The following is a 15609-nucleotide window of genomic DNA, read 5'->3' as shown; positions in this document are numbered from 1 at the left end:
AACCAGATATGAAAAAACAGCAACGTCGTTCCTCGCGGTCATCCACATCGCTGCCGCAGCAGACTGGATCAAGCCCTAACAGGCCCTAGTTGATTTTTATCGAAAAAACCTGCCAGGTGGGCACGTAGGTAAAATCCGAAACCCACAGCATGCTGGGCGCCAGTGCATGGAATTGGTGCTGTGCCAGATCCTTGTGGACAGAGGCGTATCAGACCAGCATTTTACACGCTTGCCACGCATAATGCCCTTCCGAATCCCATGCTGAGGCGTCAACTGCTCTATCGCACAGCGGGCAACACTGGTGCCTTCGTGTCTGAATTGATGCCAGAGGTTGCGTGTCCCATATGGTTCACCCCATCGCCATGCTTCTGACAGAAGGCCGGATCAGCGATCATCGCGATGTCCGTATCCCCCGTCAGTTCTGCTACCAGGATTGGGGTCATTATCGCGTTGCGTCTTAATTGCGGTCCGGTGCCAGCAGATACGTTCCCTGCACGCCCGCAGCGTTGTCATGATTGACCGAGTACGATGCCGACGTTATTCACCAGAAGATCGAGACCGACAAGTTTCGACACCATGCGGAGACGGTTGAAAGAGTGTATCCACCGACGCCAAGATAATCAAGGTACTGCTCAATCGTCTGACCCATTACTGTGGCATCATCAAGAAAGGGAACGAAACCTTGCGGTTCAAGAACCGGAATTGAGTCCATATCCATATCCGCGTGTCTGTCTCCGTGTGTCTATGGTTTCAGGAGACAGGCTGCGTCTTCGACAAAGGATTAATATTGCATGCAGATTGACAGGTCTGGTGGCCATTAATGGGATATATCAAATGTATATTTGTTCAAAGATCCTATAATATTTGTGCTATAAAGTATTGTTTATTGATCACAATATTTATGAATCTGTAGCTCGTTTGGCCGATTACATCTCTAAAAATCTTAAAATATTTCATACTATTCTACATGGTATGAGATAAATAGTGCCCGTATTAATGAAATTCCACTATCTGATATTTGGTATAATCAGGTTGCGCTGGGTTCAGGTGCGCTTTTAACATTCCCGTTTGGTACACCTACATTTGTGTCATGATATATTATTAAATTGTGGTCGATTGACTACTTGACCATTTTCATGGGTGGATATAGATTTGGTAAAAAATTATTATTATCAAATAATCATAATTTCTTCTGGCTGTGTCATCATTAAAGTAGGGAAAAAATTCCTAATGCTGTCTGGGAATTCTGTGTGGCTTGGGGGCGGATCGCCAACCCGGTTGCGTATGTGGTTGCTTTCGGCAACCTGCCTGGTTCTGATTGTTCCCGGACAGGCGCTTGCTCAATGCGTCACATCCGGCAACAGTGTCTCGTGCACCGGCAATGCTGGCAGCACGACAGCGGTCGAACCAAATAATACGGCCCTGATCGGAACCGGTCTTGGCAGTTCGATCACTTCGGTCTCCGTGGCCACGGGCGCAACAGCGGCCTATGACCGGACGGTCATCAGTCTGGGGTCCGGTACCACTGCAACGACACCGAATACGATTACGATTGATGGTTCCGTGCTGGGCGGTGGCCAGGATCAGGGGCCCGACGGCATTGGTGGCAACGCCATCGAGTTTGGCAGCAACACCGCCCTGACCATTGCCCGGGGGGGCGTGGTCGAAGTTGTGTCAGGTGGATCGAATCAGGCCGAAGCCATCAACCCGACGGGTTACAACAATACGATTACCAACTACGGCACAATCGAAACCGATACGGGTGCTGCGGATATCTGGTTTCAGGGCACCCAGTCAACCGCCAATGGCAATGTCAATACAATTGATAATTATGGTACGATTACGGCCGGTTCGACGGGAAAAGGGACTGTAATCGGCAACAGTAATTCCGGCGCCGTCCATTTCACCAACGAAACAGGGGCGATAGTCAACGGTAACATCACGCTTGGGTCGTCCGGTTCCCTTGCGAATATCGTCACGTTGAACGAAGGTTCTACCGTCAACGGTTCGGTATCCGGTGGTGGCAATGCGGCGACCCTCAATCTCACGGGTGACAAGGGGACCGATAGCCTGACGAGTAGCGTAAGCGGCTTTGGTACCCTCGACAAGGATGGGACGGGGTCATGGACTGTCGGGTCGGCAAGCGCGCCGCTGACATCGCTCAGCCCCACCCTTGCCGTCAATGTGAATGAGGGCACGCTGGTCCTGGCTGGCGATACGAGCGTGACGCAGGCTACGGTCAAAATCAATAGTGGTGGCACATTGCAACTGGGGCAGGGCGGTACCAGCGGGTGGATCGATGGCATTACCTACGATAACGGCACGCTCGCCTTTGACCGGTCTGACTCCAAGACCTTTGCCAGCAACATTAGCGGCACGGGCGGCATTGATCAGATGGGCACCGGGACGACGGTTCTGACCGGTTCCAATACCTATAGTGGCGGGACGCTCATTTCCGGCGGAACGCTGCAGGTCGGGAACGGTGGTACCAGCGGATTGATTGCCGGTGATGTCACCAATAACAGCAATCTGGTTTTTGACCGTTCCGATCCGACCGCGTTTGCCGGAAATATTTCCGGTAGTGGGAATGTCAGCCAGATCGGTGCGGGCGCCGCAACGCTGAGCGGCGTTATTTCCGGCACCCAGAGCCTGACCCAGGCACGAACCGGTTCCACAATCCTGACAAACGCCGACACCTATTCCGGCACGACCACAATTTCGCAAGGAAGTCTGCAACTGGGCGATGGCACGACCAGCGGCACGATCACGAATACGGCTGCCATTGTTGATAATGGCAATCTCACGGTCGATAATCCGACCACCACTACTGTGTCACAGGTCATCTCGGGCACAGGAAGCCTGACCCAGAGTGGCAGCGGCAAAACTGATCTTACGGCAGTAGACTCCTATGCCGGGGCTACCACGATCCAGAACGGCACGCTGGCGCTTGACGGGGCCGGCAACATCGGATCCTCCAGCGGAGTGCATGACAATGGCACATTTGATGTGTCCGGTATCAGTGCCGCCAAAACGACCGTAAACGCACTGGATGGAAGTGGCACGGTTGTGATGGGCGGCAAGAGCCTGACCATTGCGGATGGCAATACCACATTTGGCAATGTCTTTAGCGGCAGCGCCAGCGGTACGGGCGGCTTGACGGTGGCTGGCGGGACGGAAACGCTGTCGGGAACGAATACCTATACGGGCGGCACGACGGTTGCCTCGGGTGCCGGGCTTGACCTGTCGGGCAGTGTCGCGGGTAACGTGGCCGACAACGGCACGACGACGCTGGATGGTGGCACGGTTGGGGGCACCATTGCCGATAATGGCACGCTGGCCGTTACATCCAGTGGCGGCACGGCAGGGTCGCTGTCGGGCAGCGGGAACGGCACGCTTGATGGCACGCTGACGCTGGCCAATGCGGCCGATACCTATGCCGGCGCGCTGTCGGGCGCGGGTGGCCTGACGGTGGCAGGCGGGACGGAAACCCTGTCGGGAGCGAATACCTATACGGGTGGCACGACGGTTGCCTCGGGTGCCGGGCTTGACCTGTCGGGCAGTGTCGCGGGCAACGTGGCCGACAACGGCACGATGACGCTGGATGGTGGCACGGTTGGGGGCACCATTGCCGATAATGGCACGCTGGCCGTTACATCCAGTGGCGGCACGGCAGGTTCGCTGTCGGGCAGCGGGAACGGTACGCTTGATGGCAATCTGACGCTGACGAGTGCAGCGGATACCTATGCTGGCGCGCTTTCGGGCGCGGGCGGACTGACGGTGGCTGGTGGGACGGAAACGCTGTCGGGGCAGAGCACCGGCTATACCGGCACGGCCACGGTTGGGTCGGCCGGGACGCTTGACGTGACGGGACTGATTGCCGGGAACGCCAGCAACGCGGGCACCCTGAACGTGACGGGCACGGTTGGCGGCACGGTCGGCAACACCGGGACAATGGACGTCAATGGCGGCACGGTGGGCGCCACGACAAACAGCGGCACACTCACGGCGGAAAACGGCACGCTCGCATCGCTGGACAATGCGGGGAATGCGACCCTGACGGACAGCACCGTGACAGGTGCGATGACGAACGAGACGGGGGCCACGGCCACCGCGACCGGCGGGACGATCGGCAGCATCACCAATGACGGCACCCTGACGCTGGGAGCGGGCAATACGGTGGCGGGCGACGTCACGAACGCTGCGGGCGGCGCGCTGACGCTGGATGGCGACAGCATCAACGGCACGCTGGCCAGCAACGGGACCAGCCTCGACGTGACGGCGAACGGCGCATCGGCAGGTTCGCTGTCGGGCAGCGGGAACGGCACGCTTGATGGCAACCTGACGCTGACCAATGCGGCCGATACCTATGCCGGCGCGCTGTCGGGCGCGGGCGGACTGACGGTGGCTGGTGGCACAGAAACGCTGTCGGGAACCAATACCTATACGGGGGGTACGACGGTTGCCTCGGGTGCCGGGCTTGACCTGTCGGGCAGTGTCGCGGGTAACGTGGCCGACAACGGCACGACGACGCTGGATGGTGGCACGGTTGGGGGCACCATTGCCGATAATGGCACGCTGGCCGTTACATCCAGTGGCGGCACGGCAGGGTCGCTGTCGGGCAGCGGGAACGGCACGCTTGATGGCACGCTGACGCTGGCCAATGCGGCCGATACCTATGCCGGCGCGCTGTCGGGCGCGGGTGGCCTGACGGTGGCAGGCGGGACGGAGACCCTGTCGGGGGCGAATACCTACAGCGGTGCGACGACCGTGGCGTCCGGCGCGGTGCTGCAGCTCGGGACGGGCGGGACGTCCGGTTCCCTTGGCGGCACGTCTGGCATCAGCGACAACGGCACGCTGGTTGTGGACCGCTCCGATGCGTCCACCCTGTCCGCGCCCATTTCGGGCACCGGCGCGCTGGTCCAGGCGGGCACCGGCACGACAACCCTGACCGGAGCCAACAGCTATGCCGGCGGGACGACCATTTCCGGTGGCACGCTGGCGGGCACGACCTCGAGCTTCGGTTCCGGTGCGATTGCCGATGACGCGGCGCTGGATGTCGATGTCGCCTCCACCGATACGGACAGCCTCGCCAACACGGTCACGGGCACCGGCAGCCTGACCAAGACAGGCAGCGGCACGCTGGTGCTTGATAACGCCGCCGACAGCTACAGCGGTGGCACGACCGTCAGCGCCGGCACGCTGCAGGTCGATGGCAATGAAAGCCAGATCGGCGGCACGACGACGGTTGCGTCGGGCGCCACGCTGTCGGGTGTGGGGACCATGGGCGGGGATGTGACCATCGCCAGTGGCGCGACGCTGTCGCCCGGTGATGGGACCGGCACTGCAGGCACCCTGTCCATTGCCGGGAACCTGACGGAAAACAGCGGCGCGATCGCGAATTTCGATATGGGCCAGGCGGGCACCGTGGGCGGGAAATATAACGACCTGGTCAGTGTCGGCGGGAACCTGACGATGGCCGGCACCCTGAATGTCAGCCAGAGCCCGGGCGGTGATTTCGGGCCGGGTGTGTATCGCCTGTATGATTATGGTGGCACGCTGACCAACAATGGCGTGACGCTGACCGGGACGGGTGAAACGCTGCAGACATCCGTCGATAACGAAGTCAACCTGGTCGTGGCGGCAGGCAGCACGCCGGAGCAGTACTGGGATGGCGCCAATGTCAACGGCGACCACGGAAGCGACGGCACGTCGGGCAACGGGAAGGTCGATGGCGGTGATGGCGTATGGACCGCACCGGGCGGCAGCGGCGATGGCAACTGGACCAGTTCGTCCGGGACGGGCAACACCCCGTCCACGCAGGGCGCCTACGACATCTTCGAAGGCAAGGGCGGCACCGTCACCGTTGATGACAGCAAGGGCGATGTGACGCTGAGCGGTGCGTAGTTCGCCAATTCCGATGCGTCCAGCGGCGGCAGGTATGTCATTACCGGCGACCCGCTCTATTCATCCGGCTCGAACCTGACGCTGCGCGTCGGTGACGGCACGGCCGCCGGGGCGGATACGGTCGCGGAAATCGATTCCAGGATTGACGACAGCAAGGTCGCGGGCGGCACGACCCTGACCAAGACCGATGGCGGCACGCTGATCCTGGGCGGCAACAACAGCTATAGCGGCGGGACCGACATCCAGGGCGGCACCCTGGTGGGCACGACGTCCAGCTTCGGTTCGGGTGCGATCAATGATGAAACAGGCGCCAGCCTGACGCTGGACCAGGACACGGACGGCACGCTGGGCAACGGGCTGAGCGGTTCCGGCGCGCTGGTGAAGGATGGCAGCGGGGATGTCACGATCGCCAATGACGATTCCGGCTTTACCGGGAACACCAGCGTCAATGATGGCACCCTGACGGTCGATGGCTCGCTGGCGAATTCCAGCGTGACCGTCGGCGGGGCGGGGACGCTGGCCGGCACCGGGACCGTGGGTTCGACCACCGTGGCCGACGGGGGCACCCTGTCCCCCGCGGGCGGCAGTGCGATCGGGACGATGACGGTTGACGGGCACCTGACCATGGATGCGGGCTCCACCTATGTCGTCAATGGCGGCACCGCGGGGCAGAGCGACCTGGTCTCGGTCACCGGGGGGGCGACCCTGAACGGTGGCACGGTCGAGTTCACGGTCCCCGATGGCACCACACTCAGGCCCGGGACCGAATATACCATCCTGGCCACCCAGACCGGGGTATCGGGCCAGTTCGCGGGCCTGTCCACCAACCTTGCGGATGCCTATACCTTCCTGTCGCCGGAACTGCTGTATACTGCCGACGACGTGGATATCACGCTGGGCCGGAACACGACGACCTTTGAATCCGTTGCGAACACGCGCAATGAACGTGACGTGGCATCCGTGCTGGATGGCATGAGCGGCAGCAATGCGATGGTCGAGGTGATCGACCAGCTCAATGCCCAGCAGGCGCGCAAAGCGTTCGATGCCCTGTCGGGCGAGATCCATGCATCCGCCCGGACCGCGCTGATCGAGGACAGCTTCTATGTCCGCAACGCCGCGATCGACCGCCTGCGCAATGCCGCGTGTGACCCCGGCGCCGACGCCAACCAGAAGACGGCGACCCTGAAGGGCCGCCGGACGGACGGCACCTGCATGCAGGACCACGTCACGCTGTGGGGCGAGGCCTTTGGCTCATGGGGTCATAATTCCGGCGACGGCAATGCGGGCGGCATGAACCATTCGGTCGGCGGCTTCGTGCTGGGCGCGGACGCCCCCGTATTCAATACGTGGCGTGTCGGCGGACTGGTCAGCTATGGCCGTTCGACCTTCAACTCCGAAGGCACCGATGCCTACGGCCACAGCAACAACGTCACGCTTGGCGGCTATGCCGGGACACACTGGGGCCACCTGGCCCTGCGGATGGGGGCGACCTATACCTGGGCGATGATGTCCACCGGGCGCAGCGTCTCCTTCCCCGGCTTCTATGAAAAGCTGGACAGCAGCTATAATGGCGGTGTGGCGCAGGGCTTTGGCGACCTCGGCTACCGCTTTGACGTGGGCAGGACCGCGATCGAGCCGTTCGGCAATGTCGCCTACGTCAACATGCATACGGACAGTTTCCATGAGCATGGCGGGGCGGCGGCGCTGAACGGACGCGCGATCGATACGGGCACGACCTACTCCACCTTCGGCGTGCGCATGTCTTCCGTCTTCCATGCAGGCAACGTCCTGCTGGTTCCCGAAGGCAGCCTGGCGTATCGCCATACCTTCGGTGCGACGGTGCCCACCACGCGCGAAGCCTTTGCCGCGGGCGGGAATGACTTTGACGTCGCGGGCGTTCCCCTGTCGCGTGATGCCGCCGTGCTGAATGCTGGCGTGCGGGCCCACCTGACGGATCGCCTGGAACTGGGCCTTTCCTATATCGGGCAGTACGGCAACAGGTCGGTCGATAGCGGCCTGCGGGGACGTTTCGCCTGGAAGTTCTGATCGGGCAACAACGCCCGTCTCGTGATCAATCTATATCTGGCCGGACATCAGGGGCCGGCCAGATGCCTGTATGAGCTTCATTGAATCATGAATGCGATCTGGTGCACCGATCCAGATTATGGCTTGCTTAGTGCTTACGAAGGAGGCGGGACAGAGGCAGGGGGAACTTTACCGTCTGGATGCCGGGCGGATGGTGCGACACGGATGACGATCTGTAGTGCGGCGGGTTTCAGTTCTGAACGCTGTAATGGTCTTCAGTTCTTCCAGCAGGTGGTCGAACTGAATCTGGTTGCTCCCCAAGTCTGGCCAGCGTGTTTCGATTACGCCATCTCGAACGGGTTTGGCTTTGGTGGCGTCAACGCATCCGTCATCCTGCGGCGCTGGAAGCCCTGAGCCAGATCCACCGGCGGGTCTGCATGCGGCAGGCCCGCTATTGGTGGTGTGTGCGTCATTTAGTGAGGCGGTGGCACAATGGTCAGTTGCTTCCGCACACTCGGGCGTTCCTGCATTCTGGCATACCAGGCGAGAAGGGCCTCGCATTCCTGCGGAACAGGCAGTTTTACGGCTGAGGCGAATATGAAGCCCCCGATGACGGCGATATCCGCCATTGAGAAAGCGTCACCTGCAATGAATGGCTGTTTTCTTAAAACCGCATCAAAATAATGCATCCCGCGTAGCGCCCGGTCCCGCTGGCGCAATCCCCATTCCCGGTTCTGGTCACGTTCCACATCGGGGCCGAGGCCGGGTGTCGCGTTATGAAAATAGACGCTGATCGCATCCAGCATCTCGATCTCGGCGCGTTTTGTCATCATGTGGATCACGCCCTTCTCAAGCGGCGTTCGACCGGTTAGCGTGGGTTCTCCCACCAGCGCATCGAGATAGACCGTGATGGCCGTGCATTCCGCAAGACAGGTTCCATCCTCAAGTTCAAGAACCGGCAGGGTTCCCGAATAATTCTTGGCGAGGAAGTCGGCTTTCCGCTGTTCGCCTTTCCACAGGTTGACCGGCACGAATTCGACACCAGACAGGAGGTTTTTTTCAGCCAGGGCAATCCGCACGCGAGCTGGATAGGGGCCTGTAGGCCAGTCATAGATTTTCATGGGCGTAACCTCGTTGCCATCGGAAGTGAGGACATTGGGCGTTGCGTCGTTTTACCTACCTGCCACATGGTAGATAGGCAAACAGTATGACTTCAAATTCCGACCGTCAATGTTTATCTATCACCTGGTAGGTAAGTCACAGGCAGATGATGGGCATGACGATGAGTTCGAGTTCCAGGGAGGCGATCCTGACAGTCGCAAGGCGGGCTGCGCAGATGCATGGCTATAACGGCCTGAATTTCCGTGACCTGGCAAAGGAAGTCGGCATCAAGGCGGCAAGTATCTATTATTATTTCCCCAGCAAGGCCGATCTGGGTGCTGCGGTTGCGCGACGGTATTGGGAGGATACGAAGGCCACCCTTGACGCCATGCGGGCAGAAACCCCCGATCCCCGCCTATGCCTGCGCCGTTATCCCGAGATGTTCCGTCGATCGCTTGAAAGCGGCAATCGCCTGTGCCTGTGCAGTTTCATGAGCGCGGAATATGAGGACCTGCCTGAAGCGGTCAAACGTGAGGTCCGGACTTTTATCGATATCAATGTCGCATGGCTCGATACGGTCCTGTCCGCGATCGATCAGGTGTCCCCACAAAATACAGGGCGGGCCCGTGCCATCTTTGCCGCCGTGTCCGGTGCGCAGCTTATGGCCAGAAGCCGCGCGGATATTGCGCTGTTCGACGAAGTTATTGACAATTATTATAGAACTGGACTGCTGGGATAATATCGGCATGGAGCGTGCGCATGGTATGATTTGGAAGGTGCCTGTCATTTCATCTGCCATGCGCGTCTTTGTTATGTCATGTTGCGTGCCTCTGCCAGAAGTTGCCGCACATCCTCATCCTCCACCTGCTGGAAATCAGCATAATGGATCCCGACCGCCCGGAAATCAGGCGGCCTGACGAGACAGACAAGATCGTCGCACTCCATCGCCAGATCAGCCAGTGTTTCGGGGGGCGCCACGGGCACGGCGAGCACCACCCGCGCGGCACCGTGATGGCGTACTACCCGCAATGCTGCGCGCATCGTGCCGCCGGTGGCGATCCCGTCATCAACCACCACGATCACCCGTCCGGCAATCGGGGGTGTCGCACCGTCATATGTCGCCTGCTGCCGGATAATCTCTTTGCGCTGCCGGCGTATTACGGGGGCGATCACTGCCCGCGTGATGCCGAGCTTTTGCATGAGGGGTTTATCCAGAACGGTCTCGGCATTTCCGTCACCCCCGACCGCGATGGCACCCAGCCCGAACTCCTCCGCTCCGGGCATGCCGATCTTGCGCGCGAACAGCAGGCCGAGTGGCGCGCGGAGGCGGCGTGCGACCTCGAACGCCACCGGAACCCCACCACGTGGCAGGGCCAGTACGACCGGACGCAGCGCGATCAGCGGGATGAGTGCACTCGCCAGCCGCTGCCCGGCCTCGCGTCGATCACGGAATTCCGGCGGACCGGAAGTGGCGGGAGCCGACATCATTACAGCCCGAATGGCCAGGTTTCCGGCGCACCGTGTGGCCGCCCGCCACCCAGCGGCGTGACAGCGGTCGTACGGGCGAACCAGACCCAGGCATCGAACTGTTCGGCCAGCGCGGCGTCGAAATAATGGCTCTGCAGTTCGGTTTCCGGCCGGTAGACCACGCCGACTGCACGTTCCCGCGCGAGCGAGGTCTGCAGTATCTGCGCCAGTGCTCCCTTCCGGTTGCGCCATTCCGTGAGTGCGCGCGCATGGCCCGCACGCAGGAAGGCATGTTCGTAGCTATCGCGCCGGGCCGGGCGGAGGGTCTTGATTTCCATCGGCAGGTCCCAGTCGCTGGCTGCGGCGACCGTGCCGGTATCGGTGCCAAAGCCGATCAGCACGGCCTCGTCGCCATGGGCCATGCGGCACAGTTCGCCAATGTTGAACTGACCTTCCCAGCCCATCGCCGTCGCGGCCGCGTTGCCGACATGCGAATTGTGCGCCCAGACAACAGCCTTCGCGCCATCTCCACGATGGGCAAGCAGGGTTTGCAGGGTGGAAAACATATGCCGGTCGCGCAGGTTCCAGCTTTCGGTCGAGCCTTGGTACATCACGCGGTAATAGCTCTCGGCAGCGCGGACAACACGGGCATTCTGCACCGCGTCGAACCATGCCTCGCCGTCGTGGCGCATGTAATCAAGCCGGTGGGCAAGCAGTTCGCGAAGCTGGGTGACCACCGCATCCTCGCAACTGTCGCGTCCGTGGAGGACGACCGCGCTGCCATAGGCGGCAGGCTGGTCCTGCCATGGCGTGAGATGGGCGTAGCGCCGGCGTGCGGTGGCTGCGGCCTCGGGGTTTACACGGTCCAGATATGCCAGCACGGCCTCAATCGACTCACCAAGGCTGTAGATGTCGAGACCATGAAATGATACCCTGTCGGCGGCCGTACGGCCTTCGTTATGGTCGCGCAGCCAGTCCGTGAACTCCGCGACTTCGGTATTGCGCCACATCCATGTGGGGAAGCGTGTAAAAGCCGGTCCGCGCCATGGACGGGCGGCATGGTGACGGACATGGTCATCAATACGCGCGGCGTCCGGCCAGTCGGCCTCGACCGCGACAATGGTGAAGCCGTGGCGTTCGATCAGGCGTCGGGTAATGGCAGCGCGGGCGCGGTAGAATTCGGACGTGCCGTGGGTCGCCTCGCCAAGCAGCACGACGCGGGCATCGCCGAAGCGATCGAAGAAAGCGCCGAATGCTTCGGTGTCTTCCGGCGGGGGAAGCGGTTTTGCATGCCGGGCAAGTGCCGCGACCAGTTCCGGCGTGATGGCGTGTCGGTGAGTTGTTGCATCCGCGGGCATGGGCAACTTCTTTCCCTGCGGGCCATTTCTGGCATGACTGTCAGTTGGCCACGAAAATACGCCGGATCGTGTTGATCCAGCGCAAGATGACAGCCGACCAACTGTGGCATGGTCCCGGAGTTCCCGGACCTGTTGTTGTATGACAGGTGGAATCCAGAATAATGGAGTGCCGTGATGCCTTATTCATCAATCAGTGACCTGCCGGACCGGGTCCGTCTGCACCTGCCCACCCATGCCCAGGAAATCTTCCGGGCGGCATTCAACAATGCCTGGAGCGAATATGGCGCAAAAGGTGAAGATCCGGAGGAAGCGGCCAATCGCGTTGCATGGGCGGCGGTGAAGCGTAAATATGTCAAGCACGGCAATGTCTGGGTCGCACGTAACGATGCCTGATGGGGACACCCGTTATCATTTCCATCAGATCCGGCGTTTCCAGAGGTGCGGAATGGCGGCCTCTGTCACGGAAACGCGGCAATCCCGGTCGGCACGCCTATGCGCGTGCCGGCAGGTAACCGATCCGAACCTTCCAGATGTCTGCCAAGATGGATCCACGCCCGTTGCGTTCTTCCTGCCTGGCAGGATTGGGGAGACAGGCGGGATCTGCTTCATCCGGGACGAAAGGACACTGCGGCACTATTCCTTGAAGCGGACATGGTAACTGACAATGGGGTGATGGCGTCCGGCCCGGCTTGTCGTTTCATACCCACATGGTAGCGTGCCTCCTGACCTAAAGATTTCAGGGAAAGCAGGACAATGGAGAACGGGCAGGCGCTTTCCGTGAAGGAAAAGATGGCCTACGGCTGTGGTGATGCTGCCTCCAACATGATGTGGGGCATGACGTCCTCCTACCTGATGTATTATTACACGGATATCTATGGCCTGCCGCTGGTGGCCGTATCGTGGATATTGCTGGTGGCGCGTGTCGTGGATGCCTTCTGCGACCCGGCCATCGGCTATGCTGTTGACCGTATCGGCGGCCTGATCGTGCCGCGCCTGATCCGCGCCCTTGCCATTCCCTTCGGCCTGACGGGTTTCCTGTGCTTTCTGGCCCTGCCGCTTTCGCCCACGGGGAAAATCCTTTGGGCGGGCGCGACCTATATCGTGTTCGGTGCCATCTATTCGTGCATCAATACGCCCTATGGCGCGCTGGCCGTCATGATAAGCCGCTCCGCCACGGGGCGCGTTGGCCTTAATGCGTTTCGCATGATGGGCTGTCAGGCCGGGTCGCTGCTTGTGGCGCTGCTGACCATTCCCGCCATCACATGGCTGGGTGGGGGCGAAAGTGCGGAACAGCACCGCTATGGCATGGCGGTCTATGTGCTGGTGCTGTCGGTTCTGGGCAGTTTCCTGTGGCTGTGCGTGGCGCGTGGCTGTACCGTGCGGCATCCGCCCGTACCGGTTCGGCAGGACCTTCTGCTCACGCTGCGTCATCTTCTGGGAAACCGGCGATGGGTGCTAAGCAACCTTCTCGCGTTCTTCTATTTCGTGGGGCAGGCGGCGCTGTTCGGGTTTGCCCTGTATTACGCCCGCATCATCCTTGGCGGCACGGAACAGCTTGGCGCCAATATCATTACCTTCATCACGGTCCTGCTGTTTGCGGGCGTGCCCGCGTGCCTTCCGCTTGCCCGGCGGGTGGGAACCGTCCGCAGCGGAGTCATATGCCTGATCGCGCAGGGGGCGGCCTATCTGGCGATGGCTGTGGCGGGTGCGTCCATGACAGGTTTTTTCCTGTCCGCAGCCCTTCTGGCGCTGGCGCAGGGCGTGATGTCGCCGCTCTATTACACCTTGCTGGCGGATGCCGTGGATGACGGTGACCCACGGACCTCGACCGGGTCGGCGGGCCTTGCGTATTCGATCAATACATGGGTCACGAAGCTGGCGATGGGGGTGAGCGGCTTCATCCTGACGCAGTTCCTGTCACAGGGCCATTACGTCGAGGGCGGGATGACGCAGCCACCGGGCCTGTCGTTTTGGATCATGGCCGGATTTGTCTGGCTGCCGCTGGGGGCGATCTGCCTGCAGGCGCTGTGCCTGCTGGCATGGCGCGACAGGGACTGAATGGTGCACCGACGCTGTCATCGGGTGGGCAAAGCGTCCCATCTGCCCGTTCAAGAGAACCGATCGGACAAATGGGGTCCCGATAATGGCAGTATCGAAAAGACGCCTTGATTACTGGTTGCCGTCAAGAAGGGTGATCTTCATATTCCTGAATTCAGTCAGGCCGTTTTCGGAAAAAGCCATGACGCGATCTGCCCCGGCAGGCGGGAAGATGAGGTCCGTTATGACAACCGAACCATGGCGCGACAGAACCTCGATGGAGTTACGGTCAATAATGATGTGTAGTGAAACATCCCCTGTTGGGGCGGGCATATTGACGATATGTTCATGACTGAACTTGTCTGAGAAACCGGTAAGCCCCGAACGTGACCGGTCCACGGTCAGCAACTGCTTTTTCATATCGTAAACAATACTGGTGCCGATGCGGCCATCGGCCGTCGCCCGCACGGATATTCCGGCACGATCCGCGCCTTGCATATGCATGTTCATGTCAATATCCAGAACCTGGCCATGTACACGGTCAGGTAGCAGATGCTGTTCCGAGGACAGTCGCATCCCGTCGAAAGATAGCGTCGGTCGGGCAGCGACCCATGCGGTGTAATGGCTGTCGGGTTTCAGGCAAAGCTGTGCTCGGCCATCAATGGTGCGCAGGGACATGGCCATGGGCAGGGTCATCTGGCCTTTCCATGGTGATGTCGGAATCCGCGATGCATAGTCCCAGTTGCTCATCCAGCCAATGGTCATGGAGGCATTTTCAGGCAGGCCGGAAAATGGGATGGCGGCATAATGGTCCGCCCCATGGTCAAGCCAGTCATAGGCTGCCGGGTCTGACCCATCCGGTGGCAATCCTTCCGGCCGGAATGTCGTGCCGTCAAAGGAGCCAACGAAGTAGATGCTGCCCGATCCGCCGGCGATGCTCCATGGATTTATCCCCAGCATTAGAACCCATTTCTGCCGTGCTTCATTTCCGTCAAGGGGGAGGGGAAACAGCGATGGCATTTCCCATAACATTCCCGGTCGAACAAAACCGGCAGGCCCGAAATCGCTGAGGAATGTCCAGTCCGTCAGGTTGGCCGATTTATACAGTTTCACCACCGGCGCATTCGCAACGACCGTTGCCATGACCCAGTACCCACCGGGTGCGTACCAGAAAACGCCGGGATCACGAAAGTGGAGTGAATCCGGCGATAACGTCAGGACAGGATCCTTCTGGTAGGGCTTCCATGTCCGGCCATCGTCAAGACTGTAGGCAAGGGACTGCGCCTGCACCCCGGCTTCCCTGGATGCGTCTTTCTTGAAGACACTGGTGTACAGGGCTACCAGCGGTGGATTGTCCGCCGTGCCAAGCCCGGACGTATTATGGATGTCCACCACGACCGTTCCAGAAAAAATGTCCTTTGTCGCGCTGAACGGAAGGGCTACGTCCTGTTCACGCCAATGCAGCAGGTCCGTGCTGGTCGCATGTCCCCAGGACATGTTTCCCCATTCCGGGGCCACAGGGTTGTACTGGTAGAAAAGATGATAGACCCCCTTGTAGAAAAATGGGCCATTGGGATCATTCATCCAGTTGCGTCGGGGGCTGTAATGCAACAGTGGGCGCCACTGTGGGGTGGCGCCCTGCAATGGGGCGGTCTGTTGCGTGTCGGTTGCCTGCGCCGCTGCCAGCGCAGGCACGTTGGTCGAGAGTGCCATCAAT

At 60.5% G+C, this 15609-nt stretch carries 10 protein-coding genes and 2 pseudogenes; 8 read left to right on the top strand and 4 right to left on the bottom strand.

Annotation, left to right across the window (positions count from 1 at the left end; translation table 11 throughout):
* Window positions 1-607: 607 nt before the first annotated feature.
* The 5 genes and pseudogenes from HNH97_RS18365 to HNH97_RS01485 form a co-directional block, all read left to right on the top strand.
* Window positions 608-706: pseudogene (locus HNH97_RS18365) on the top strand (ATPase); the annotation flags it as partial.
* A 578-nt stretch (window positions 707-1284) separates the two neighbouring features.
* The gene (locus tag HNH97_RS01495) at window positions 1285-5904 is read left to right on the top strand and encodes a beta strand repeat-containing protein (RefSeq protein ID WP_244949216.1); all 4620 of its coding nucleotides are present in this window, start codon (window positions 1285-1287) and stop codon (window positions 5902-5904) included.
* A 39-nt stretch (window positions 5905-5943) separates the two neighbouring features.
* Window positions 5944-6153: pseudogene (locus HNH97_RS18360) on the top strand (autotransporter-associated beta strand repeat-containing protein); the annotation flags it as partial.
* A 9-nt stretch (window positions 6154-6162) separates the two neighbouring features.
* Entirely contained in the window at window positions 6163-7950 is a 1788-nt protein-coding gene (locus HNH97_RS01490; protein ID WP_171789608.1) for an autotransporter family protein, read from the top strand.
* 204 nt (window positions 7951-8154) lie between these two features.
* Window positions 8155-8343 carry a hypothetical protein gene (locus HNH97_RS01485; RefSeq protein ID WP_171789403.1) on the top strand — a complete coding sequence of 63 codons (189 nt, stop codon included), beginning with the start codon at window positions 8155-8157 and terminating at the stop codon, window positions 8341-8343.
* Between the two features lie 59 nt (window positions 8344-8402).
* On the opposite strand, the gene HNH97_RS01480 is transcribed toward HNH97_RS01485, so the two are convergent.
* Entirely contained in the window at window positions 8403-9050 is a 648-nt protein-coding gene (locus tag HNH97_RS01480) for a glutathione S-transferase (protein ID WP_171789607.1), read from the bottom strand.
* Between the two features lie 155 nt (window positions 9051-9205).
* Here HNH97_RS01480 and HNH97_RS01475 point away from each other — a divergent pair, with 155 nt between their 5' ends.
* Window positions 9206-9769: a TetR/AcrR family transcriptional regulator gene (locus HNH97_RS01475; protein WP_244949197.1), complete on the top strand. Its 564-nt coding sequence runs from the start codon at window positions 9206-9208 to the stop codon at window positions 9767-9769.
* A 71-nt stretch (window positions 9770-9840) separates the two neighbouring features.
* Here the strand turns inward: HNH97_RS01475 and HNH97_RS01470 are convergent, their stop codons facing one another.
* A complete protein-coding gene (locus HNH97_RS01470; protein ID WP_244949196.1) occupies window positions 9841-10518 on the bottom strand; it encodes a phosphoribosyltransferase in 678 nt (225 codons plus the stop codon).
* On the bottom strand, window positions 10518-11855 hold the full coding sequence (locus HNH97_RS01465; protein WP_171789605.1) for an erythromycin esterase family protein: 1338 nt from the start codon (window positions 11853-11855) through the stop codon (window positions 10518-10520). Before HNH97_RS01465 ends, HNH97_RS01470 begins: the two co-directional genes overlap by 1 nt.
* Window positions 11856-12029: 174 nt before the next feature.
* On the opposite strand from HNH97_RS01465, the gene HNH97_RS01460 reads away from it, so the two are divergent.
* Both HNH97_RS01460 and HNH97_RS01455 read left to right on the top strand, forming a co-directional pair.
* Complete coding sequence (locus HNH97_RS01460; RefSeq protein ID WP_171789604.1) at window positions 12030-12248, top strand: ChaB family protein; 219 nt, start codon at window positions 12030-12032, stop codon at window positions 12246-12248.
* Window positions 12249-12608: 360 nt separating this feature from the next.
* On the top strand, window positions 12609-13913 hold the full coding sequence (locus HNH97_RS01455; RefSeq protein ID WP_171789603.1) for an MFS transporter: 1305 nt from the start codon (window positions 12609-12611) through the stop codon (window positions 13911-13913).
* A gap of 111 nt (window positions 13914-14024) precedes the next feature.
* Here the strand turns inward: HNH97_RS01455 and HNH97_RS01450 are convergent, their stop codons facing one another.
* Window positions 14025-15605, bottom strand: a complete 1581-nt coding sequence (locus HNH97_RS01450; RefSeq protein ID WP_171789602.1) for a glycoside hydrolase family 32 protein — start codon at window positions 15603-15605, stop codon at window positions 14025-14027.
* Window positions 15606-15609 lie beyond the last annotated feature (4 nt).

It is taken from the genome of Gluconacetobacter entanii (assembly GCF_013155425.1).
Lineage (GTDB): Bacteria > Pseudomonadota > Alphaproteobacteria > Acetobacterales > Acetobacteraceae > Novacetimonas > Novacetimonas entanii.
Note: the sequence above shows the minus strand (reverse complement) of the source record. Positions and strands in the feature narration are given on the sequence as shown.

What these genes read in the sequence shown, in the direction of transcription:
- HNH97_RS01465 (WP_171789605.1), bottom strand. Translation starts at nt 11,855, where the DNA reads ATGCCCGCGGATGCAACAACTCACCGACACGCCATCACGCCGGAACTG.
- HNH97_RS01470 (WP_244949196.1), bottom strand. Translation starts at nt 10,518, where the DNA reads ATGATGTCGGCTCCCGCCACTTCCGGTCCGCCGGAATTCCGTGATCGA.
- HNH97_RS01475 (WP_244949197.1), top strand. Translation starts at nt 9,206, where the DNA reads ATGACGATGAGTTCGAGTTCCAGGGAGGCGATCCTGACAGTCGCAAGG.
- HNH97_RS01480 (WP_171789607.1), bottom strand. Translation starts at nt 9,050, where the DNA reads ATGAAAATCTATGACTGGCCTACAGGCCCCTATCCAGCTCGCGTGCGG.
- HNH97_RS01455 (WP_171789603.1), top strand. Translation starts at nt 12,609, where the DNA reads ATGGAGAACGGGCAGGCGCTTTCCGTGAAGGAAAAGATGGCCTACGGC.
- HNH97_RS01495 (WP_244949216.1), top strand. Translation starts at nt 1,285, where the DNA reads ATGTGGTTGCTTTCGGCAACCTGCCTGGTTCTGATTGTTCCCGGACAG.
- HNH97_RS01485 (WP_171789403.1), top strand. Translation starts at nt 8,155, where the DNA reads ATGACGATCTGTAGTGCGGCGGGTTTCAGTTCTGAACGCTGTAATGGT.
- HNH97_RS01460 (WP_171789604.1), top strand. Translation starts at nt 12,030, where the DNA reads ATGCCTTATTCATCAATCAGTGACCTGCCGGACCGGGTCCGTCTGCAC.
- HNH97_RS01450 (WP_171789602.1), bottom strand. Translation starts at nt 15,605, where the DNA reads ATGGCACTCTCGACCAACGTGCCTGCGCTGGCAGCGGCGCAGGCAACC.